This is a genomic window from Komagataeibacter ossonobensis (assembly GCF_057359305.1).
Genome location: NZ_JBXAYQ010000023.1, coordinates 19,379 through 40,677 on the forward strand (window position 1 = coordinate 19,379; position 21,299 = coordinate 40,677).

The window sequence follows — 21,299 nt, forward strand, 5'->3', positions numbered from 1 at the left end:
CGGGCCGCGACCGGGATCTCCTTTTGATGAACATTATCTCCGTGCCTGCTGCAGCCCGCCTTCAGGCCGCCCTGAGCGCCATCCGCGCAGGCGGGCTGGCCGGGCAGGTCAGCACATCGCCCTCGGTGCTCGAGGCCCACAGCCATGGCGAGGCCATGGAAGCCGCCTGCCTGCCCGCCGCCGTGGTCTTTGCCCGTAAAACGGAAGATGTGGCCACCGTGCTGCATGCCTGCCACGCCCATGCGGTGCCGCTGGTGGCCTTTGGCGCCGGCACGTCGGTCGAGGGGCATGTCACGCCGGCCGAACAGGCCATCAGCCTCGACCTGTCCGAGATGACCGCCATTGTCGGGATGAACCCCGAGGACCTGGACTGCCGCGTGCAGGCCGGGCTGACGCGGCAGGCGCTCAATGCGCAGATCCGTGATACGGGGCTGTTCTTTCCGGTTGATCCGGGTGGCGAGGCCACGCTGGGCGGCATGTGCGCCACGCGCGCTTCGGGCACCGCCGCCGTGCGCTATGGCACCATGAAGGAGAACGTGCTGGGCCTGACCGTGGTGCTGGCCACGGGCGAGGTGATCCGCACCGGCGGGCGGGTGCGCAAGTCATCCACCGGCTATGACCTGACATCGCTGTTCATCGGCTCGGAAGGCACGCTGGGCATCATCACCGAGGTGCAGCTGCGCCTGCATGGCCGCCCTGAGACGCTTTCCGCCGCCGTATGCCAGTTTGCCGACCTCAATGACGCCGTGCGGACCGCGATCGAGATCATCCAGTGCGGCATTCCCATCAGCCGGGTGGAACTGCTCGATGACGTGCAGATGGCGGCCTCGATTCGGTATTCGAAGCTGGACGGCTATCAGGATCTCACCACGCTGTTCTTCGAGTTTGGTGGCGCGCCTGCAAGCGTGCAGGAGCAGGTGGCGGGGGTCGAGGCCATTGCCCTGTCCAATAACGGGCTGGCCTTTGCCTGGGCCGATACGGCGGAGGAACGCACGCGGCTGTGGAAGGCCCGGCACGATGCCTTCTGGGCCGCCAAGGCCATCGAGCCGACCGCGCGCGTCATTTCAACCGACTGCATCGTGCCGATCTCGAAGCTGGGCGAACTGATCGCGGGCGTGCGGGAGGATATTGCGGCTTCCGGCCTGCGCGTGCCGCTGCTGGGGCATGTGGGCGATGGCAATTTCCACTCCCTCATCATCACCGATGATACGCCTGAGGGTCATGCCCGGGCGCTGGAGCTTGACCGCAGGATCGTGCACCGGGCGCTGGCCCTTGGTGGCTCATGCAGCGGTGAGCACGGCGTGGGCATGGGCAAGCTGGAATTTCTCGAGACCGAGCACGGCGCGGGCACGCTCGCGGTCATGCGCGCGCTCAAGAACGCCATGGACCCGCTCAACATCCTCAACCCCGGCAAGCTGCTGCCGCCGGGGCCGCTCTATCAGGGTTAAGGGGCATTGGCCCCGAACGCGTATTTCCACGGCATTGAAAACAGGACTTCCATGACCCAAGCCCCCGAACGCCTGTCCGATACCCCGGTCGAGCGCCTGATCCTTGACCGCTGGTCGCCCCGCGCCTTTACGCCTGCCCCTATTGCCGAGGCGGAGCTTCTGGCCTTTCTCGATGCCGGGCGCTGGGCGCCGTCGGCCTATAATTCGCAGCCCTGGCGTTTTATCTATGCCCGGCGCGATACGCCGGAATGGGAGCGGTTCCTGTCATGGCTGATCCCGTTCAACCATGGCTGGGCGCAACATGCATCCGCCCTGGTCTATATCGCATCGCACACCGTGATGGGGGGCGGAAAGGCCGAGCCCGTGCCCGCGCCAACCCACGCATTCGATGCGGGGGCAGCCTCGGTGCTGATCCAGCTTCAGGCCAGCAAGGCAGGTTGGGCCACGCATCCCGTCAGTGGGTTTGATCAGGAACTGGCACGTGCGGGGCTTGAGTTACCCGATGATTACGCGCTCAATGCCGCTATCATCATCGGTCAGCAGGGAGAGACAAAAACCCTTCCCGATTCATTACGGGAGCGCGAACAGCCATCAGGACGGCAGGCATTACACCAGCTGGCTTTTCAGGGACGTTTTACTGTCAGTCAACAAGATCAGGACATCGCATAGCTGACAGGTCTTCAGTCAGATGCCGGTGCCTGCAAGCCCATGGGGGACAGGTGACTTGAGGATCGTTTTTCCTTGGCAGGATGAAAGAGCGCTTAGCCCATAACCACCTGCGGCGACACCGACCCTGGGGCCGAGCGCCTCACACTGTCCTGTGTCTGCCTTTTTGCCCGCCCTGGCGCGCTCAGGGCGGGCACTGAGCGTTGTCTCATCAGGTAAAGATAGACGGGATCATGTCGGCCACGAATAGCCATGCAATACAAAACCTAACAGGCCCGCGTTCTGGATGGCAGGTTATCAGCAAATTGCGTCAACGCCGACAGACCGTCACGCCACATGCCGATATTCGCAACATTGCCAATATGCCCGACTGTACCAGCATTGACCAATTCTGCTTTCCACTCAGAGGCCAGGACATGTGCCCTGGATAAAGATAACCACTCATCATTCTCACTCGCCATGATGATAGCGGGAAAAGGCAGGGGTTTTCTGGGCAGGGGTTCGAATGCCTTTATGCGCGTGATGGCAGGGCCTTCATACTGCTCAATATCAGCGGGCGCGACCAGAAAAGCTCCCGCAACTTCAGGCAATCCCTCTTCAGCAGCCACGCGAGCCACCAGTATTGCCCCCAGACTGTGCGCAACAAGAATGACATGCCGATGAGCCTGCCGCAGTGTAGATAATAATCCCTGCTTCCACGTAGGATAAAATGGATGCATCCAGTCGTTCTGCTGAACCCGATATACGGATGCTCCATGCTGCTGCAACAATATTTCCCAGCAAGACTGCCAGTGCCGAGGATTTGATCCATCCAAACCCGGCACGATGACGACATCATAACTGGCAAGTGCTGCCGCTGCTTTTTCACTCGGGTCGATGTCCTGAACGGATGTTCTCAAAAAATCGCATGTCGTCATGGGATCAGTTCTTGTGCCGTAGTGCGGCATATTGAAAGAAGACATGGCATTTCCTGACGTATCAAGCGATGACGTTTTCATTTTTATATAACGACCACATGTCATGAAATTAGACATCAATGATCGATGTCTGCAAACCGACAGACGCTGACCTCCATCTACTCCCGAATCTAGCAAAGAGCATCTCCATGGCGTAGAAATTGGCAGGCATGACGCATGACAAAAGCGTCGCCATAACAATCTGTTAGGAGTCCATTTTATACGATAATGAAGATCACCTTTCATAAAAAACATAAAAATTATGCATTAAAATTATACCACTATAAAAAGTGATGTATATGTTGACCTACGATACGGGTCGTGTATGGTGCCCCATGTTTTCCCCTTAACCCGCGTGCCAGAGTTTGGGATTAAGATCATATGATCCATGCCATCAGACAAATGTGCTGCATGAATCGATGTAGCACCACGACCGCCGCACAATACGTGACGGCAATCGAATAGAACGGTCGGCAGAATGACTGTCGACCTTGAGACACGCGTGAAAGCGTGTAGATAATAGGGACAGGATTTCCATGCTCGAATCTCAGATTGTAGAAATTGATGGCACATTTCTCGGTGCCCTCATTTTGGAAGCTGACCGTAAAACCCGGCGCTTCTATGCCGCGCATGATAGCGTGCGCACCTTTCATAACCATACTGTCAGTGCGGCAGGTGACTTGATGAATCAGGTCGTCCGTCATTATCGCTGCGCACGTGCATCTGCTACGATTGGTTAGTCATATCATAAAAAATACATCTTCAATAAATATATTGAATAAAATTATTTCCTATTTTGTTAATACTATATTTTAATTACTGCTGAGTATAAATATAAAATATTAATTTTTATATTGCCCGTCTAATGCCATGGTGTGTTAGATCTTGAATCTCTTCCCATATTGTAGGGATGGAAGAAAGAGATGAAACCGGCGCTTTTACGGATGGGATGTGGCCGATCTGGAACGTCTGATTGAGGCGGTTCGCCCGAGAGGCAAGACGCCTTTCCATGATCCGCGGCCTACGATAGCAGCGTTTTTCTGGCGTCATGAGAATGGTGTGAAATGGCGGAGCATCCCCGCTGAACCGGGTCCATGGTGGCGGGCAGCCCAGCTTTTCATGCGCTGGGCGAAACGGGGCGTATGGGAACGCCTGCTTGCACTGGTTCAGGAACAACACAGAGCGGCGCTGGGCATGACTTTTTCTGGATGGCATGAGCATCAGGGCTCACCACAAAGCGGCGGGTGCCCAAAAAAAGGGGCCTCTTTCAAAGAGCGAGACCATCGTGAAGCACAACGACGTGATGCTCCGGTCGTCTGTCCAAAATGGGCCTATCGGCGGTGTCTGCACCTCGTTGAGAACCTCTGGGCTCGCCTCAAGGAGTGGTGCGCTGTCGCAATCAGATACGAAAAAACAGCAACGTCCTTCCTCGCGATCATTCATATCGCTGCCGCTGCAGACTGGATCAAGCCCTAACAGGCCCTAATTTTCCTGGGGGGCATGATCTTCGTACCTGCTGGCATCGTGTTCGGTCGGAATCGGTCCGATCCAATGGAAGCCACCTTTACCACAGTCGATATTATGGGAATTTTCTGGTGACAAACGCTCATCCGCGCAAGGCGCCCACGCGCAGGCAACTTCTAACCCGGATCGGCACCCTTGCCGGCAGTGCGGCACTGTATCAGGCCATGACGTCCATGGGGCATGCGCAGGGCACGGACTTTACAGCGCCCCCCGTCCTGTCCGGTGCAAAACGTGGCACACGCGTGCTGGTTCTGGGGGCCGGGCTCGCGGGCATGCTTGCCGCCTATGAACTGCGCAAGGCAGGCTACCACGTGCAGGTTCTGGAATTCCAGAACCGCGCCGGTGGCCGTAATATCAGCCTGCGTGGGGGCGATACCGTAACCGAGCTGGGAGGTGTTACCCAGAAGGTCGGTTTCGCATCCGGCAATTACATCAATCCGGGTCCGTGGCGTATTCCCTACCACCATCAGGGCCTGCTGCATTACTGCCGCGAATTCGGGGTGGAACTGGAACCGTTTGTGGAACTGAACCACAATTCATGGCTTCATTCGAGCCGGGCGTTTGACGGCAAGCCGGTCCGGTATCGGGAATTCGCCTCGGATTTTCATGGTTTCACGGCGGAACTGTTGGGCAAGGCGATCAACCAGCACAAGCTTGATGACATGGTTTCGGCCGATGAGCATGATCACATCATGACCGCCATGCGGCGGTGGGGCAGTCTGGATTCCGGGCTGAATTACAGCAAAGGTATTATCAGTTCCGAAACCCGTGGTTACGAAAAGGCGCAGGGTGGCGGCATAAATGGCGCGCCCATCCCGTCCGAGCCATTTGCCCGCAAGGATGTCATGCGCTCCGGCCTGTGGACATGGCTGGCCTTCCATGAACGTCTGGACATGCAGACCACCATGTTCCAGCCCGTGGGCGGCATGGACATGATCGGCAAGGGCTTCAACAGGCAGGTGCATGACCTGATCACCCTGAACTGCAAGGTCACCGCGATCCATCAGGACGACAGGGGCGTAACGGTTACCTATAACGATATGACCCATGGCGGTGCCGTGCGTGAGGCGCAGGCCGATTTCTGCGTGTGCACCATCCCGCTTCCCATCCTGTCTCAGCTTGACGTGCAGGTTGGCGCACCGCTCAAGGCTGCGATCATGGCGGTGCCCTATGCTTCCTCCGTCAAGCTGGGGCTGGAATTCAAGCGCCGGTTCTGGGAGGAGGATGACCAGATCTATGGCGGCATCAGCTTTACCGACCAGCCGATCAGCCAGATTTCCTATCCCAGCCATGGCTACTTCTCCCGCGGGCCAGCGGTCCTGCTGGGGGGCTACATGTTTGGTCCGGCCGCATATGATTTTGCCGGCATGACCCCGCAGGAGCGGATTGAACATGCCCTTGCGCAGGGTGAGGTCTTCCATAAGCAATACCGCAAGGAATTTTCCAACGGCGTCAGTTTTGCATGGAGCCGCGTGCCCTGGACCATGGGCTGCTGCTCCATGTGGAGCGAACAGGCCCGCAAGACCCATTACAAGGCCCTGTGCACGATGGACAACCGCATCGTGCTGGCTGGTGAACATGCATCCTATGTGGGCTGCTGGCAGGAAGGGGCCATCCTGTCCGCGCTGGATGCCGTAACCCAACTGCATAAACGGGCACAGGGAGCCAGCTGATGCGCAAGATCCTTTTCCTTTCCGTTCTTGCCTCCCTGCCGCTTCTGGCCACCTCCCATCCCGCGCGGGCGGATAGCGCCAGCGCTGTTGTAGGTGAGGTACAGCCCCTGAACACGGGCGAGGACGTATATCGCCATGTCTGCCAGGGCTGTCACATGCCCGACGGCAAGGGGGCGACCGGGGCTGGCGCTCAGTTCCCCGCCTTTGCCGGCAATGCAAAACTGCAGAGCAGTGCCTATCCGGTTTATGTCATCATGAACGGATATGGCGGCATGCCATGGTTTTCGGGCACGCTGAAAGATGACCAGATTGCCAATGTGGTCAATTACATCCGCACGCATTTTGGCAATCATTATACGGATGCCATTACACCGGCCGATGTCGCCGCCCAGCGACCCGCCACATCACCGCAGGAGCAGTAGACAGATGTTCGACCTTAAGAAGACAGTTGCGGGCCTGACCATCATGACGGGCATGGCTGTTACCGTCCCTGCCTGGGCTGATGACGGTATCGTGCGTCACTCCGCAGGCAAATTTCCCATTGCATCGTCTATCGAGGTTCCAGCCGGGGCGAGCACCATCTACCTCAGCGGCATGGGCGCGCCGGTGCAGGACAAGAAGGCAGACCCGCACACCATTGCCGCCTATGGGGACACGCAGGCCCAGACCTTTGCTGCCCTGCGGCGTATTCAGGATGAACTGAAAAAGCTGGGTCTGGGCATGGGCGATGTCGTGCAGATGCATATCTACATGGTTGATGATCCCAAGCTGGGCAAACTCGATTTTGACGGGATGATGAAGGCCTACACCCAGTTTTATGGTATCGACAAACAGCCGGCTCTGCCGGTCCGGTCGGCCTTTGGTGTTGCCCGTCTGGCCAATCCGGGCTGGCTGGTGGAAATCGAGGTTACTGCGGCACGTATGCCTTTAAAGTAACCGGTCGCATATATCATCGAACTGACGCGTTTCGTTGCAGATGTATTCATAGGGCGTGAGACTTTTGAGTATTTTGAGCCTTCGCCCGAAATTACAGGCGGCCATGAGATCATTGAGGTGCGTCCTCAGCTGCTCATGGCTGTCATAATGGAAGTGTTTGACTGTTGATTTTCACTAAGAACTGGGCTTTTCCGCAAAGTGTGTGGTGCGAGGACTTGTACTGCGAAAAGGAAGCTGAGAGATCCTGAAGGTATGCAACTTTTGGGAATTTTTCTGTCGTGTCACGTTTCCGATGCCTTGATCTTCCTCCCGCTCTCGTTGTTGATCAGGTCACGCCGAGCGACAATACGGTGCAGATTGAAGCGAGTTTGCGTGATCGCAGTGCTGTCTGTCCCGACCGTCATATCCGGACGCAGCGGATCCATAGTCTGTATCGCCGCACATTGTCGGAGCCTTGATGCCCGCTAGTTTTGTCAGCCGTGCCACGCGGTTCGGGCAGCAGGTCTCGCCCTGATCGAGCAGATCATCGTGCAACTTACGGTAGCCATAAATCTTGCCACTGTCGTCCCAGGCCTGACGGATCAACGTGGTCTGTCGGGCCTCCTCGCAAGCCCGTCGGCTCAACGGCTCCTTCCGCCAAGCATAATACCCACTGGGCTGCACGGCCAGACAGCGGCACATCGTCCGAACTCCAAAACAATCACGATGCTCGGCAATGAAGGCGTATCTCACTTTGCATCCCTGGCGAAATACGCGGTGGCTTTCCTAAGAAACAGCAGGTTGAGGATCTCCCGATATGGGCTGCAGTATGAACCCCAGAGACTGGGCGCGACGGTGTAAATTGGAGACGACACGTTTACGATGGATCTCGTCGTAATGATCCGCTCCAGGATCGGCATAGGCCATGCCGTGCCTGAGGGTATTGTAAAACAGGACCGCTATTTTTCGGGCCGTGGCGGTCACGGCCTTTGCTTTCCCGACCCGGGCAGACAGGCGTCTGTAAAAGGCCTCCAACGCCGTATCGCTTCGCCCGAGGGTCGTCGCAGCCAGACGCAGAAGGGCTGCGGCTCGGCTTGAGGAGCGACGGGTACGCGATGAAAGAAGTTTGCCGCCAGAAATCTTGTTCCCAGAGGCCAGGCAGAGCCAGGACGTGAAATGTTTTGCACTCGGCCAGGCACGAAGGTCTGTACCACATTCGGCTACGAGTTTGAGGGCCAGCGAAACACCGATGCCATGGATCTGCGTGAGATCCACCCCCAGCAATCGATACAGGATGCTGCGCACGTCGAAGGATGGGGCGCTAACCTGCTTTGTCCTGATCCGCGGCTTGGGGAGGTCTGCCGCAGGCTTCGCACTCTTGTGGCTCAGACGCAGCAGCAGCCCTTCCATGCGACGGTCACAGGCCACGATCCGTTCCTGGTAGATATCATAAAGCTCCAGCGCCTGTGTCAGCGCGAACACATGCTCGTCCCGATAATTTCCCATCAGGGCTGCCGATATCACTTCAGCCGATGAGCGGCACCTGATGTCGCGATTGGCAGCCAGCGTATCCGGATCGCGTTCACCACCGACAATTGCCCGGATGATCTGCATTCCTGTGACGCCCGTAATATCGGACACAACGTGATGGAGTTGCAGGTTCATTTCCATCAACGCTTTTTGCATGTGCTGAATATGTGCCGCTGCATACTCAACAAGACGCGCGCGTTGGCGCAGGTAGGCTCGTAAAGCGGCAATATCGGCCTGAGGCCGAAAGCTCCCGCGCAGCAGGCCGTAGGAATGAAGTTGCTGGAGCCAAGCGGCATCGCTCACATCCGTCTTGCGCCCGGGCACGTTCTTGGCGTAGCGCGCATTCACGAGGATGACCTCGAAACCATGCTGCTCAAGGATTTCATAAACCGGGATCCAGTAGACGCCGGTGGATTCCATGGCGACACTGGTAACGTTACAGGCCCTGAACCACTCAGCCAGCGCATGCAGGTCCGAGGTGAATGTGCCAAAGGACCGGATCGGATTCTTTGCAGTCTCGGGTGAGACGGCCGCCATATGCATCCGTGATCCAATATCGATCGCGGCCGCTCCGTGAATGTGGCGGGTAAGCTCAGGGGACGCTTTTGCAGACTTTCGAGGCATCGTAACATCTCCATGCACTATGCTGCAGGAGGGCGTGGAACATGCCAGTCAATCATCTTCCTAACCGGGATCACCGCAAGGCAGTGTCACCATTCTCAAGTTCGCACAGTTCCATGGACCACGTTTTTTAACGGGGACGAACCCGCCAATAAGCTAACGGCCGCTACCCTCCTGTCCGACACGATAGCACGACCTGTTTCTATGCCGCACAGGCGGGCATACGCCCGGGATCGTTTTTTAGGATTTCCCTCTCCTCCCGCAAAATCCGGTTCTCCAGGCGAAGACGTTCATTCTCGCGGGCCAGATCAGCCTGAGGCCCTGATGCCGGCTCGTCCGGACGGTAATCCACTATCCATTTCGCCAGGGTGGATTTGCCAATACCCAGATCGGCTGCAATACGCGTGCGTGACAGCCCACTGCTCAACGCAATCCTTACGGCCTCGCGCTTGAAATCTTCCGTATGCTTCATGATCTCGTCGGTCTCCTGATACCAGCTTGAAACGCTCAGATGACCGGCACAAAACCGTTACAAGTCCACTTTTGTCCTGGCGATTGCGCAGCCGTCATTGTTGCTCAGGACCACCACAAGCGCGCTCCGGATCCGCGCTTCGAACACCCACTGGCACGAGCAGTAAAACGAATTGGCATCGATCAGGCCGAACGCCGGCATGTCTAGACCGGCGTGCGGACAAGCGTGGATACCACGGCCCAGACCTCGGCATCCTGCTCCGGTGCCAGCTCGCGCAACTGAGCATCCTGCCCTTTGCCGGAACGAAGCCACCAACTGCCGCGCTGGCGGGTGACCTCGCATATGATGGTCTGGTCCTGCCAACGGGCCACGACCATACACCCGGATTGCGGCTGCCCGGCGGTGTCCACCATCAGGATATCGCCGGGCAGGATGCCGCGGGCAGTCAAAGCATCCCCCCACAACGCGCACGGGGTAGCGGTTAGGCCGGTGAAGGCCGAGCGTCTCGCTCAGGTCGATCGGCCCCTCGGTGCTATCAGCGGCGGGGGAGGCAAAGCCTAGTGTCCTGTCTCCTGCGTATCCAATCGGCATCGATATGCCTCCCCTCATCAAGATGGACAGAACTTAACACGAACATTGAGCGGGGAGTCAAGCGCCATGGAGGCACGGCTGTCTACGGCGGCGCCATCGGGGACCGATAATCGCGGTGGTCGTGATGAGAGAATGAACGGACGGGAATAGTAGTTATCGCGCGTAGCGCAGCCTGGCGTGCGCCGGGGGCAGCGAGAGCCAATCCGTATTCCCGGGTTCATTCCAGAAAGAGGCCGCCCGATGGTTCACCGCAGAAAATCCATATTTACGCAATTCCAGGTCGAGAAGGGCTCTCCTGCATGGGGAGCAGGTGTCGCAGCATGCATTGGCGGCTTCCTGCTGCTTGCCATCACCTGCCTGACAGGGTGCAGTGACCAGCCGCGGGTCGCCACAACCATTCCCCAGGCCATGGCGTCCATCCAGTCCAGCCTTGCACAGTCGGGCGCGGTTGCCGTGCCACATGCCGGGAACTGGACCCCGGAGATGGATGCCCGCTTCACGACCGCAGTCCGTAGCGTGCAATGCAGCCAGCATACCGCAGATCCCGTAATGGGGGTTCTGGCGGGCACGATCACCGGCACCCTGTCAATTCAGTTTACGGCTGGCGGGCAGGCCACGGTCGGCGCCCTGACCAGCATGCCGACCGTGGGTGTCGAGGCCAGCGGCAGCCGCACCCGCGGGCAGACACTGAGCATTCCCCTGTCCTACGCCTCCCTGTCGTCCCTGCCTGATGTCGAGATGTCGCGCCAGCTGGGCTACGAGACCGAGATGCTCGCCCAGAATGACGATGCCCGGCACAAAGAAGCGGATCGGCTTATCGCAGATCGGGAGGAACTGCGCGGCCGCGTACAGGTGATGATTGATTCGTGGGGTCCTGTTGCCTGTGCACCGGTAATGCCGTTTGTACCGCTTGTGGGCGTTCTGGGAAGATAGAGAATAAGATATCGGAACCCTATGAGGGTAATTATCCTTGACAAATAACCCTAATAGGGTAATCTCCTGCTCGTGGCATAAGGAAAGGAGATTCGCCAATGTCTAAACCTACCTATTCTCTTCCACTGGTCAAGAACCACGTCAACCGATTACAGGCTCGGGCGTTCAGTAGGACAGCCATACAAGGCCTGTACGATTTGGGCATGCTCGTTAGTGAAGCTATTGATGTAATCAATAGCATTGTGCCTAGTATGTTTCATAAAACCATGGAGAGCGAATTATTCAAGGGCCAATTTCAGGACGTATATCGGGCATATTCCTCGGAGGGAATTCCCCTTTACGTTAAATTTTCTCTCGGACCGAGGGGAAATATTGTTGTTAGTTTTAAGGAGCGATAGCTCCTTAAAACTAACAACATAAAAACCTGGACCACAATCAGGAATAGACTCTTCTCCTTCTGTAAATGCCGTAATGAAATAATACCCTTAAATGTGTAAACTCGTTAATAACTATGTATGAAGTGAAAATGTCTGATCTATTACTTGTGGAGCGCAAGAAAATGACCAAAAATGAAGAAATGGAAGGGTTTGAACGGTTTGATAATGTCACAATGCGTGTTGGGAGTGTGGAAGATGATAATTACATAGATGTGGAAAATCTTTCTGGATGGAAAAGTACAATTTCGGACGAATACATATTCGATGACAGCACAGATAGTGCAATAAGATATGCGCAAGCGTCCGATACTCTGGTTTTGAGGCAACGTGAAAAGGATGCGCAATTCTTAAAACAAGCCAGAAAATCATTGAATATTACGCAGCAAGAAGCATCAAAAATAACAGGTGGAGGCCATAACGCATTTTCAAGATATGAAAACGGAACGGCAAAACCGATGCCCGCAGTTATAAACCTATTTAAATTACTTTCATTAAATCCTGATCTATTAGGAGAATTGATGATTAGAAATTAAATATACCTTTACCCCCTGACATAAATAATATGTCGGGGGGTATTTTATTAAGATATGTCAATAGGGCTGCAGTTTATAAAAAAACAGTTGCCGGTCCCTCCCGACTGTACGACGTTATGTGACCTCTTGAGCCGTCGAGCCCGCAGAAATCCTGTGTCACTTTGGTTGCGGCGCGTTCCCCCTGAACGTGCCCGACCCTTATAAGGGCGCATGGTCGAGAGTACAAGGCTCATCCGCAAAAAGTCTCGTCATTTGACAAGAGCTGACGAGAAGAATGATTATCAAAACATCGTGCATACCTGATCATTTTATTGATGGATTAGGTTTTGTTAAGCCTCGATATAGTCTGCTGTAACGAGGATGCAGATGACGGACAGAAAGGATGCTGCCGTATTCTCGTATCAGATTGCGACATCTCGCCAATTCCCGGTCCATCGCCAGCCCTCATCATAGGCGGTCTCCCGGGAATCAGTGATCCGGCGCCAAGGGAATCGCTTCCCAATGTTTTCTGCCAAAGTAATGCTAGAGTATTCGTTGTGATCAAGCTACTTTAGGGCCCCAGGTTCGGGCATCGCGTAATAGCGCATTGGTAAGAATAACGAGTTTGCGCATGACGTGCATCAGCCAGCAGAATCCTGCCAGCGACGGTCAACTGCGGGTAGCAGCCAGGCCGCGGCCGAGAAGCTGCCTTCATTGCTCGTGACAATGAAAGCTCGCAGTTGATCCAGTGATACGCGATTCAGCATGGCCGCCAGCCCATCGGTTATTCCGGTATTATATATCGGAATATAGCGGCTTTATAGATGTCCGCGTTCATGGAACATGCTGGATTATGTTTTCGGGCCAGTATCAGCGTGTTTTCAGGGCGCAACAGATGGCCTGCGTCCTCCTTCCTGCGGAGAAGACCTGCGTGCACATGGTGGCCCTTTAACAGAGGCCACGCTTGAACGGAACTGGCGGTCGGAAGTCCCCATATCGAGGATTTGGAGGTGGCCGACATCATTGTGATCGGCGTGCCAATGTGCAATTTTCCTCTTTCTCGCACAGTTCAAGTCATGGATTGATCGTATGGTCGTGGCCGACGGGACATTCCAGTATGGTACTGCTTATGCTCTGAGTCAGAGATCAGCACTGATCGAGAACTTGAAGGTCTCCGGATCGCCCATGACCAGGTCACTTTGGTAAACCGAAGCCCAGTAGCGCTGGTTGCCGATGTTATCGACTTCGAAACGCGCGGTCAGCGGCTTTTTGGCTGCAAGGAAAGTATAGCGCGCGCCAAGGTCGAAGCGGGACCACGCCGGCAGGTGCGTCGTGTTCATGCTGTTGAACTGCTGCTTGCCGGTGCTGATGACACGGCCCACCAGCGTCAGTCCCTTGATGAACGGCACGTCGTATTCAAGGTTGCCGTTGATGGTGTAGTTCGGCACGCCGATCACGGTCTTGCCGTTATATTCGCCGCCCGCCGTATTCATCTGCTTCGCATCGATCAGCGTCAGGCCGCCGTTGAAGCGCAGGCCGCGCAGGATTTCCCCGTTGAAGGTCAGTTCCATGCCCCGGTTACGCTGCCGGCCATTCTGTGTGTACAGCATCTGCCCGGTATTGCCGTAGGCTTCGGTCATGCCCTGTGGCATGGAGGTCTGGAAAAATGCGACACCCGCAGCAAAGCGGCCGATATCATATTTGGCGCCCACTTCGTACTGGGTGCTCTGGTACGGGGCAAAGACCTGCCCGGCATTGACGTAGGTGGCCCCCACCGTCTGCCCCGCCGACAGGCCCTGTATGCGGTTGAAATACAGGGCCGCATGTTTGACCGGATGAATGACAAGGCCAATGACCGGCGAGAACGCCGCCGCATCGTAATGGCTACTCAACGTGCCGGTGCCATAGGCAAAGGAATCCGCCAGGATATCCTGGTACCGGAAGCCCCCCGTCAGCGCGATGCGGTCGTGCCAGAAGGTCATCGTGTCCGATAGGAACAGGCTATACAGCTTGTTCCATGCCACCCGGCCCGGGTCATTCATGTTACCCCGGGCATAGGTTTCTGCAGGAGTGAACTGCGTGGGGCTGTAGATGTTGCCTGCGTGGGATGTCAGGCTCATGGCATAGGCGGCATCCGATTCCTCCCATATCGCGGACGCGCCCGCGTTGATTTCATGCTTGATGGGGCCGGTGGAGACATGTGCGTGAATCCCGGCCTGCGTCGCCTCGTTCATCACGTTGTACGCATCCGCCATGGCGCCGACCTTGCCTGCCCCCGTTACGGAATCCGTCAGCGTGGTGGTGGCGTAATTACCCATCTCATTACCGCCCTGCGCGCCGAATTTGCCGTAGGCGGTAATGTGACTACCAAAATCATGTTCGATGTTCAGCGTGCCGAACAGGTAGCTCAGGTCGGTATAGGCCCAGCGCTGCCCCCAGTTTTCCGAAGGTGACGTGGCCTTCGGGGCAGGCATGCCGGTTGCCAGGCTGGAGACGATGATGGCGCTGCGCCCGCCAAAAACCTGCTGCTTCTGGTAATTCATGTTCATGTCGATGCGCGTATCATCGTTATGCCAGTCAAAGGCTGCGCCAAGGGCCACGTCATCGCGCCGTTCGCCCTTGATTGCCGTCTGCCCATCCATACCGGCGGCGTTGAAACGGAAACCAAAGGCATGGTCCTTGCCAAACCGGCGGCTGACATCAAATGCGCCACCACCCTGTCCGCTGCTGGTGTAATCGCCGGTAATGCGTGTGATATCCGTCGCCGCCGCACGCTTGGGGATCAGGTTGACATTGCCGCCAACGGCTGACCCGCCGGGGGCCGCGCCGTTGAGGAACGCGCTGGCGCCGTTGAGCACCTGCACTGAATCATAAAGCTGGGGCGAGACGAGCTGGCGTGGGGTCACGCCATACAGGCCGTCAATCGCCACGTCATCGCCATACAGCGTGAACCCGCGGATCTGGAAGAGCTGCGCATAATTACCGTACCCCATGGTGGTGCGCACGGTAGGGTCGTTCAACAGCACATCGCCCAGTGTCTGTGACTGCTGGTTCAGGATCAGGCTGGAATTGTAGCTGCGGATGTTGAAGGGCACGTCGAGACCCTTCTTCTTTCCAAGTGCGCCCAGATCACCCCCGCTGCTGACATACATGCGGTTCTGGCGGGCCGCTGTGACGACGATGTCCTCGTGCTGGCCGGGCGCGGCGTCAGGCGTGTCTTTCGCGTTCGCATCCGCGTCTTTTGCTGCAACATTGCCTGGTGATGCATTGGCGGGAGAAGAAGACCGGACTTTTTTATGCACGGGATCAGACGCGTCCGTGGCAGCGGTGGCTGCCACCCGACCGTCAACGCCGAGCAGCAGGCTGGATGCCACGACGGTGGTCAGGCAAAGCGCACGAAGATTCATTATCAAAGCTCATAGAATGATGTTTCCACCACCTTATTTCGCAACTGATAGTAATTTGCAATGGCAGGTAAGCAGCCATGTTGGCACGTAAGCCTGAAATTCGTCATCAGGCCTGATGCCTATCGCAGCGCCGATAGAGCCCATCATATAACTGACTTTAATGAGCTTTAGCCGCAGCTATTGCTCCGGTTCCGGTCATCACATGGAATCCGGGAGGAATCACATGCTGTCGAAAATGCACGAACGTGAACGCAGCTTCGGCATTTTGTAATATTTTGTATTCGACGGGGCTTTGGCTGTCTGGCGAGGAAAGACGTCGTGCAAACCGCATCTGAAACAGTTGCGTCAGGCCCATCATGAACACGGAGAACAAGGAACAGGCGAACTGCTGGCCTGATGTAATGGGCGTGTGATGTGATGCGTCCGGTCACCACGGTTCAACCGGACGATCGAATTTGAAAATCCGGTCATGTCACGCTTTGGAAGGCAAGGCGCGAAATAAACCATCCGCGCCAGGCGATCTTCTCAGGCCGTACGCCGGATGCGGCTGGATTGCCTCAGGGCCTATGGCATATGCCGCGAAGCGAGTTCACTCCGGCGAAAGTGGCGTGGTTTCATGAAAAAGACGACCGCGTGTTTGATGATGGTCGTCGGGCTTATGGCTGGTGGCAGGTGTATTGTGTTTCAGGCGAACGGATAGGGGCCACATGGCGGTTGAACCGCTCTCTGCTGCTTTATGATCGCGATCCTGGTGGCGACACGGGGATAGGCCCATTTGAATACACCGGACGCAATAATCACCGCGATGCCCACAAAGGTCCATTCATCCAGCGGTTCATGAAAGACATAGAAACTGAAGGCCACGGCCCACAGCATCTGGCTGTATTGCGGCAGGGCGATCGCGCTGGCCGTAGCCCGGGTCGCGGCCATCATCATGAGCAGTTGCCCGAGTGCTGCAAGGAAGCCATAGCCGAACAGGAACATCCAGATCGTGGCTCCCTGCGGCCAGCTTGCATGGGCCACCATCAGGGCGCCGTTGCCCAGCAGCGGGCCGCACAGGCTGGAACTGAACATGGACAGGCGTGGCGTGTTGCGTCCCGACATCCGGTAGGCAATAACCCCCACGGCATTGGCAACCGCCGAGATCAGCGCACACAGATGCCCGAAGTGGAGCGCACGCAGGCCGGGCCGCAGCACGATCAGCACGCCGATAAAACCCACGATGACCGAAAGCCACCCCAGCGTGGACACTTTCTCCCGCAGCAGCACGACCGAAAGGACGGTCACGAAAAGCGGCATGAGGAAAATGAGCGAAAACGCTTCCGGCATGGGCAGGAGCATGAAGGCCTCGACACTCGCCGCCGTGGCGGCAAAGGTGGCGGCTGCGCGCACCAGCCACATGACCGGCTGCCGGATGACGAACAGGTCACGGTAGGATTCGTTTTTCCCCCGGATGAAGGGGATGAGCAGCAGCCCGAATACCCCGCCGGAAAACGCCACTTCAAACGGGTCGATCTGTCCCGCCAGCAGCTTGGAATAGGCATCACTGATCGAAAACGAGGCGTATGCCGCGAATGCCAGCATCATGCCCGCCGAAAGACCGGTATTCTTCATCCGCACTGCTCACGAAAAAATTGTTCAGGCGCAAATATGGATGCCGCGATGGAAAGACCAGCGCTTGTCAGTAAATCCAGTCATGCGTTTTCTGCGTCGGATTTTATATGACGCACCCATTTTTTTCGGGTAGCAGATTGCGCCCGAAAATCACGGCTTACCCCTGTAACGAGTGGTAAATCGTAAAGAAATTTCTGGTGAAGCTTTTGATCGAAAAAGCTTTGAAAGATGCGGCTTTTTGCAAAAGGCGGCACCCAAAAGTTTTCTTCTATTTACCTATGCCGTGGCGTCCAGTTCCAGGATGGTGCGGGCATTGGCTTCGGTCGTGGCCAGCGTGGTGATGGTGCCGGTGCGCAGGGCGGCCAGGATGGCGACGATCTTCGTGCTTTCCGATGCAATCGCGATAACATTGGGGATCCGGCGCAACTCATCGAGCGAAAGCCCGATGACGCGCCCCTGCATGGGCACGTCGGCCGCCTTGCCTGCAATCGTGATGAAGTCATAGCCCATCATGTCGCCAATCGCGCCAGCGAGTTTAGAGGCCGCGATCTCGGCAGGGGAGAACCAGCCCATGCGCACCATGTTGCTGTCTTCATTGACATCGCCAATGCCGATCAGGGCGATATCGGCCCGGCGCGCCCGGTTGAGCGTATGCTGTACGACGTCATTGGCCATGAGCGCGCGACGCATCTGCGCGTCGGCCACAAGGGCGGGAGCATAAAGCGTTTCGCTCTCGCCGCCAAAGCGAGCAGCAAGGCGGCGACAGATGTGGTCGGAACTCATATGCTCGCCCGCGCGCATCGACCCGCCGATGGCCGAGACAAAGGTAATGGCGCGGGTCACGGGCATGCCGATATGGCCAGCGATGGCCGCAATGTTCCGGCCCATGCCCACGGCAATGATCATTTCGTCCTGCAGGATACTGTCGAGATGCATGGCGACGATGGCGGCCACGCTGTCACGCTGGGCATCCTGGTCGCGCTGGTCCACCGCAGTCAGTAGCCGGGTTATGCCAAAGCGCCGCTGGAATTCCTGTTCCAGTGCGGCTGCCGCCGCAGGGCGGGTGCGCACCCGGATATCGACAATGCCTTCCTCACGCGCGCGCTTGAGTAGCTTGCTTATGGTGGGACGCGACATGGAAAACCGCCGGGACAGGTCCTCCTGCGTTACCTGCTCAAGGTAATAGAGGGCTGCGATTTCCGTGATCTGGTCGAGTGTGACTTCGCCGCGGCCGTTGGATTTTGTATCTGGCGCGGCCTGCACGGCGTCGCGCGATCCCGAACGCCGCCGGGGACGTTCGGGCGATGCCGTGCGGGACGCTTTGCGAGGCGTGTCAGACAGGGAGGCGCTCCTCGTAATAAGCAATGCGACTGATCTTCTCGGCTGACGGACCGCCGGAAAACGCTGATGAGAGGTACGCTTTCACGATCGTCTTGGCAAGTTCGGGGCCAATCACACGCGCCCCGAGCGTAATGATCTGGGCGTTGTTGCTCTTCATCGCGCGCTCGGCGGAATAGGTGTCGTGTGTCTGGGCTGCGCGGATGCCATGGACCTTGTTGGCGCTGATGGCGACGCCAATTCCCGTGCCGCATATCAGGATGCCGCGTTCGTGTTTTCCGGCCTTGATGGCTTCGGCCACGGTCACCGCAATGTCGGGGTAGAGTACCGGCGCCCCATCATATGTGCCGTAATCGGTCACGGTGTGGCCTTCCGTCTCCAGAAAGTCACGGATGGTTTCCTTCAGGGTGAATGCTGCTTCATCGCAGCCAATGGCGATGTCCATCATGTCTATCCTTTTATGCCGTTAGCCAGGAGCAAAAGCCTCCCGGATGGGGTCTTGTGGTCAGGTCTTTTTATTGTGCGCCGCACAAACGATAACTGGACAGCACAAAAGACAATTATAATAACCTTTGTAAACCGGATATATCTGTAAATATCACGTTATAGTGATGTGAAAGCGCCGGAAATATGTGCGTTAAGGGGATCAGAGCATATGTGAGATGCTGTTGTTCTACGATTCCACGTAAACAGGTGTTCCACGGAGATTACAAAAGTTCCGGGAACCAGACTAAAAACAACAAGGCGGCCCAATGTCGCACGAGGAAAGACGGGAAAGTTCCATGAATACCATCGACATTCACCTGCGCGCCGCGCGTCCGCTGGACCGTATTTTCAATGATCCCGACCAGATCGTTGAAGATGGAATCCGCGGCTACCTGCTGGCGCATCCCGATATCCTGGCGGGCACGAAAAACCCGCGTGTCCTGCGCCGTGCGCACAAGAGCGCCACGCGCAAGGTTGGCGTGATTACCGGCGGCGGTTCCGGTCATGAGCCGGCATTCCTGGGCTATGTGGGCAGGGGCATGCTGGATGCGGTGGCGATCGGGGAGATCTTTTCCTCCCCCACGGCAGCCAGCTTCCTTGATGCGATGCGCGAGGCGGATAACGGCGCGGGGGTGGCCTGCCTGTTCGGCAACTATGCAGGCGACACCATGAATGTCCGCCTGGCCGTGGATGACGCAACGCGGGAAGGGATCGCCGTGGGCACGGTGGTCGCCAATGACGATGTTGCCTCTGCCCCGAAGGATGACGCAGCCCGCAGGCGGGGTGTCGCGGGTGAAATCCTGATGTGGAAGGCCGCTGGTGCCCGGGCGGAGGAAGGGGCTTCGCTGGAAGAGGTGCTGGCCACGGCCCGCAAGGCGATCGACAACACACGTTCGATCGGCGTCGGGCTTTCACCGTGCACCATTGTCGCCAACGGCCACCCCAATTTCATGATCGAGGCCGGGACGATGGAAGTCGGCATCGGCCATCATGGCGAACCGGGGGTGGAAATCAGCAGGCTGGGCTCGTCGCGTGAAATCGCGCGGATGATGTGCGACCATATCCTGCCCGACCTGCCCTTCACGGCGGGCGATGAGGTGACGGTGCTGGTATCGGGCCTCGGGGCCACGCCGGTCATCGAGCTTTACGTGCTGTTTGCCGATATTGCCGACATCATGCGCGAGCGTGGCATCACCATCCGCCACAACTTCGTGGGCAACCTGTTCACCTCGCTGGACATGAAGGGGGTGACGCTGACGGTGATGAAGCTGGATGCGGAACTGGACCGGCTGATGTCCCACCCGGCCCACGCCATCGGCCTGACGCGGGTGGGCAACGCGCCTGAAAGTCCGGTTGTGGCGGCCCCGGCGGCCGCGGCGCATGATCAGGGCATACACGGGGCACTGGCTGAGACCGAACGCTACATCCCCACATCGGGGATCGCGGTCGAGAACACACGTGCGGTGGTACCCGCGCTGGTCAGCGCCATTGTCGGCGCGCGTGACTGGCTGAGCGAGATTGACGGCAAGATCGGTGATGGCGACCACGGTATCAACATGGCCAAGGGCTTTGCCCGCTGTGGCCAGGCGCTGGGCGATGCGCCGCCCACGATGGAAGGCGGGCTGCGCGCCCTTTCGGACGCGCTCATGGCCGGTATTGGTGGCTCGATGGGGCCGCTGTATGGGCGGTTTTTCGAGGGGCTGGCCAAGCCGCTGGCGGGTGTGACCTGTATCGACGCCCACCTGTTCGGCCTGATGCTGGACGGTGCGGAAGCGGGCATCCGCTCGCTGGGCAATGCCGATGTGGGCGACAAGACGCTGATGGATACGCTCGTGCCCGCCGTCAAAGCCTATCACGCGGCGGAAGGGCAGGGGCTGAAAGCAGCACTTGCCGCTATGTCGGTGGCGGCCGAGCATGGGCGCGATTCAACCCGCGACCTTGTGGCGCGCATCGGCCGCGCCAGTCGGCTGGGTGAGCGCTCGCGCGGCGTGCTGGATGCGGGGGCCACGTCATGCTGCCTAATCCTGCAGACCCTGGCGGCCAGCCTGTCAGGCATTGCCGAAGCCTGAACTTTCACGTGCCCATCCCCCCGTGGTCGTTGCCAGCGACCACGGGGCACCATCCCTGCACTGATAATAACAAGAATAACAACTTCTGCGGAAAGTGCGCGCCCAGG

Annotated in this window: 17 protein-coding genes and 4 pseudogenes; 11 read left to right on the forward strand and 10 right to left on the reverse strand. The window is 57.5% G+C overall.

The genetic code is table 11. From position 1 onward, the window contains the following. Positions 1-26: 26 nt before the first annotated feature. Complete coding sequence (locus tag AC1RQ9_RS12530) at positions 27-1,448, forward strand: FAD-binding oxidoreductase (RefSeq protein WP_217419963.1); 1,422 nt, start codon at positions 27-29, stop codon at positions 1,446-1,448. A 51-nt stretch (positions 1,449-1,499) separates the two neighbouring features. Beyond that, a complete protein-coding gene (locus AC1RQ9_RS12535) occupies positions 1,500-2,117 on the forward strand; it encodes a nitroreductase family protein (RefSeq protein WP_217419964.1) in 618 nt (205 codons plus the stop codon). A 263-nt stretch (positions 2,118-2,380) separates the two neighbouring features. Here AC1RQ9_RS12535 and AC1RQ9_RS12540 read toward each other — a convergent pair whose 3' ends face one another. After that, positions 2,381-3,076, reverse strand: coding sequence for an RBBP9/YdeN family alpha/beta hydrolase (locus tag AC1RQ9_RS12540; protein WP_254511700.1), 696 nt, complete (start codon positions 3,074-3,076; stop codon positions 2,381-2,383). A 530-nt stretch (positions 3,077-3,606) separates the two neighbouring features. On the opposite strand from AC1RQ9_RS12540, the gene AC1RQ9_RS12545 reads away from it, so the two are divergent. The 5 genes and pseudogenes from AC1RQ9_RS12545 (at position 3,607) to AC1RQ9_RS12565 (ending at position 7,203) form a co-directional block, all read left to right on the forward strand. Next, positions 3,607-3,810 carry a hypothetical protein gene (locus AC1RQ9_RS12545; protein ID WP_110570198.1) on the forward strand — a complete coding sequence of 68 codons (204 nt, stop codon included), beginning with the start codon at positions 3,607-3,609 and terminating at the stop codon, positions 3,808-3,810. A gap of 211 nt (positions 3,811-4,021) precedes the next feature. After that, positions 4,022-4,546, forward strand: a pseudogene (locus AC1RQ9_RS12550) (transposase). 119 nt (positions 4,547-4,665) lie between these two features. Next, positions 4,666-6,267 carry a flavin monoamine oxidase family protein gene (locus AC1RQ9_RS12555; protein WP_026018749.1) on the forward strand — a complete coding sequence of 534 codons (1,602 nt, stop codon included), beginning with the start codon at positions 4,666-4,668 and terminating at the stop codon, positions 6,265-6,267. Further along, positions 6,267-6,689, forward strand: a complete 423-nt coding sequence (locus AC1RQ9_RS12560) for a c-type cytochrome (RefSeq protein ID WP_010509603.1) — start codon at positions 6,267-6,269, stop codon at positions 6,687-6,689. Before AC1RQ9_RS12555 ends, AC1RQ9_RS12560 begins: the two co-directional genes overlap by 1 nt. A gap of 4 nt (positions 6,690-6,693) precedes the next feature. After that, entirely contained in the window at positions 6,694-7,203 is a 510-nt protein-coding gene (locus AC1RQ9_RS12565; protein WP_217419965.1) for a RidA family protein, read from the forward strand. A 33-nt stretch (positions 7,204-7,236) separates the two neighbouring features. Here the strand turns inward: AC1RQ9_RS12565 and AC1RQ9_RS12570 are convergent. The 5 genes and pseudogenes from AC1RQ9_RS12570 to AC1RQ9_RS12590 all read right to left on the reverse strand — a co-directional run. Beyond that, a pseudogene (locus AC1RQ9_RS12570) lies at positions 7,237-7,371 on the reverse strand (IS481 family transposase); the annotation flags it as partial. Between the two features lie 282 nt (positions 7,372-7,653). Then, a pseudogene (locus AC1RQ9_RS12575) lies at positions 7,654-7,968 on the reverse strand (IS3 family transposase); the annotation flags it as partial. Beyond that, positions 7,969-9,336 carry an IS110 family RNA-guided transposase gene (locus tag AC1RQ9_RS12580; protein ID WP_217419966.1) on the reverse strand — a complete coding sequence of 456 codons (1,368 nt, stop codon included), beginning with the start codon at positions 9,334-9,336 and terminating at the stop codon, positions 7,969-7,971. 235 nt (positions 9,337-9,571) lie between these two features. Then, a pseudogene (locus tag AC1RQ9_RS12585) lies at positions 9,572-9,805 on the reverse strand (transposase); the annotation flags it as partial. A gap of 203 nt (positions 9,806-10,008) precedes the next feature. Then, the gene (locus tag AC1RQ9_RS12590) at positions 10,009-10,254 is read right to left on the reverse strand and encodes a S24 family peptidase (RefSeq protein ID WP_485987224.1); all 246 of its coding nucleotides are present in this window, start codon (positions 10,252-10,254) and stop codon (positions 10,009-10,011) included. Positions 10,255-10,636: 382 nt separating this feature from the next. Here AC1RQ9_RS12590 and AC1RQ9_RS12595 point away from each other — a divergent pair, with 382 nt between their 5' ends. The 3 genes from AC1RQ9_RS12595 (at position 10,637) to AC1RQ9_RS12605 (ending at position 12,299) form a co-directional block, all read left to right on the forward strand. Further along, entirely contained in the window at positions 10,637-11,329 is a 693-nt protein-coding gene (locus AC1RQ9_RS12595; RefSeq protein ID WP_408886979.1) for a hypothetical protein, read from the forward strand. Positions 11,330-11,427: 98 nt separating this feature from the next. Beyond that, positions 11,428-11,727 carry a type II toxin-antitoxin system MqsR family toxin gene (locus tag AC1RQ9_RS12600; RefSeq protein ID WP_217419967.1) on the forward strand — a complete coding sequence of 100 codons (300 nt, stop codon included), beginning with the start codon at positions 11,428-11,430 and terminating at the stop codon, positions 11,725-11,727. 161 nt (positions 11,728-11,888) lie between these two features. After that, the gene (locus AC1RQ9_RS12605; protein WP_485987227.1) at positions 11,889-12,299 is read left to right on the forward strand and encodes a type II TA system antitoxin MqsA family protein; all 411 of its coding nucleotides are present in this window, start codon (positions 11,889-11,891) and stop codon (positions 12,297-12,299) included. Positions 12,300-13,417: 1,118 nt separating this feature from the next. On the opposite strand, the gene AC1RQ9_RS12610 is transcribed toward AC1RQ9_RS12605, so the two are convergent. The 4 genes from AC1RQ9_RS12610 to rpiB all read right to left on the reverse strand — a co-directional run bounded on the left by AC1RQ9_RS12610 (position 13,418) and on the right by rpiB (position 19,085). Next, the gene (locus tag AC1RQ9_RS12610; protein ID WP_217419969.1) at positions 13,418-15,685 is read right to left on the reverse strand and encodes a TonB-dependent receptor; all 2,268 of its coding nucleotides are present in this window, start codon (positions 15,683-15,685) and stop codon (positions 13,418-13,420) included. 684 nt (positions 15,686-16,369) lie between these two features. Then, complete coding sequence (locus AC1RQ9_RS12615; protein WP_217419970.1) at positions 16,370-17,299, reverse strand: DMT family transporter; 930 nt, start codon at positions 17,297-17,299, stop codon at positions 16,370-16,372. A 276-nt stretch (positions 17,300-17,575) separates the two neighbouring features. Then, on the reverse strand, positions 17,576-18,664 hold the full coding sequence (locus AC1RQ9_RS12620) for a sugar-binding transcriptional regulator (RefSeq protein WP_239029849.1): 1,089 nt from the start codon (positions 18,662-18,664) through the stop codon (positions 17,576-17,578). Then, positions 18,633-19,085, reverse strand: coding sequence for a ribose 5-phosphate isomerase B (rpiB, locus tag AC1RQ9_RS12625; RefSeq protein WP_217419971.1), 453 nt, complete (start codon positions 19,083-19,085; stop codon positions 18,633-18,635). Before rpiB ends, AC1RQ9_RS12620 begins: the two co-directional genes overlap by 32 nt. A gap of 334 nt (positions 19,086-19,419) precedes the next feature. On the opposite strand from rpiB, the gene dhaL reads away from it, so the two are divergent. Beyond that, positions 19,420-21,192 (forward strand): dihydroxyacetone kinase subunit DhaL, encoded by a 1,773-nt coding sequence (gene dhaL, locus AC1RQ9_RS12630; RefSeq protein ID WP_254511705.1) that lies wholly within the window; start codon positions 19,420-19,422, stop codon positions 21,190-21,192. Positions 21,193-21,299 lie beyond the last annotated feature (107 nt).

What these genes read in the sequence shown, in the direction of transcription:
- AC1RQ9_RS12530 (WP_217419963.1), top strand. Translation starts at nt 27, where the DNA reads ATGAACATTATCTCCGTGCCTGCTGCAGCCCGCCTTCAGGCCGCCCTG.
- AC1RQ9_RS12535 (WP_217419964.1), top strand. Translation starts at nt 1,500, where the DNA reads ATGACCCAAGCCCCCGAACGCCTGTCCGATACCCCGGTCGAGCGCCTG.
- AC1RQ9_RS12540 (WP_254511700.1), bottom strand. Translation starts at nt 3,076, where the DNA reads ATGTCTTCTTTCAATATGCCGCACTACGGCACAAGAACTGATCCCATG.
- AC1RQ9_RS12545 (WP_110570198.1), top strand. Translation starts at nt 3,607, where the DNA reads ATGCTCGAATCTCAGATTGTAGAAATTGATGGCACATTTCTCGGTGCC.
- AC1RQ9_RS12560 (WP_010509603.1), top strand. Translation starts at nt 6,267, where the DNA reads ATGCGCAAGATCCTTTTCCTTTCCGTTCTTGCCTCCCTGCCGCTTCTG.
- AC1RQ9_RS12565 (WP_217419965.1), top strand. Translation starts at nt 6,694, where the DNA reads ATGTTCGACCTTAAGAAGACAGTTGCGGGCCTGACCATCATGACGGGC.
- AC1RQ9_RS12580 (WP_217419966.1), bottom strand. Translation starts at nt 9,336, where the DNA reads ATGCCTCGAAAGTCTGCAAAAGCGTCCCCTGAGCTTACCCGCCACATT.
- AC1RQ9_RS12595 (WP_408886979.1), top strand. Translation starts at nt 10,637, where the DNA reads ATGGTTCACCGCAGAAAATCCATATTTACGCAATTCCAGGTCGAGAAG.
- AC1RQ9_RS12600 (WP_217419967.1), top strand. Translation starts at nt 11,428, where the DNA reads ATGTCTAAACCTACCTATTCTCTTCCACTGGTCAAGAACCACGTCAAC.
- AC1RQ9_RS12605 (WP_485987227.1), top strand. Translation starts at nt 11,889, where the DNA reads ATGACCAAAAATGAAGAAATGGAAGGGTTTGAACGGTTTGATAATGTC.
- AC1RQ9_RS12610 (WP_217419969.1), bottom strand. Translation starts at nt 15,685, where the DNA reads ATGAATCTTCGTGCGCTTTGCCTGACCACCGTCGTGGCATCCAGCCTG.
- AC1RQ9_RS12615 (WP_217419970.1), bottom strand. Translation starts at nt 17,299, where the DNA reads ATGAAGAATACCGGTCTTTCGGCGGGCATGATGCTGGCATTCGCGGCA.
- rpiB (WP_217419971.1), bottom strand. Translation starts at nt 19,085, where the DNA reads ATGATGGACATCGCCATTGGCTGCGATGAAGCAGCATTCACCCTGAAG.
- dhaL (WP_254511705.1), top strand. Translation starts at nt 19,420, where the DNA reads ATGAATACCATCGACATTCACCTGCGCGCCGCGCGTCCGCTGGACCGT.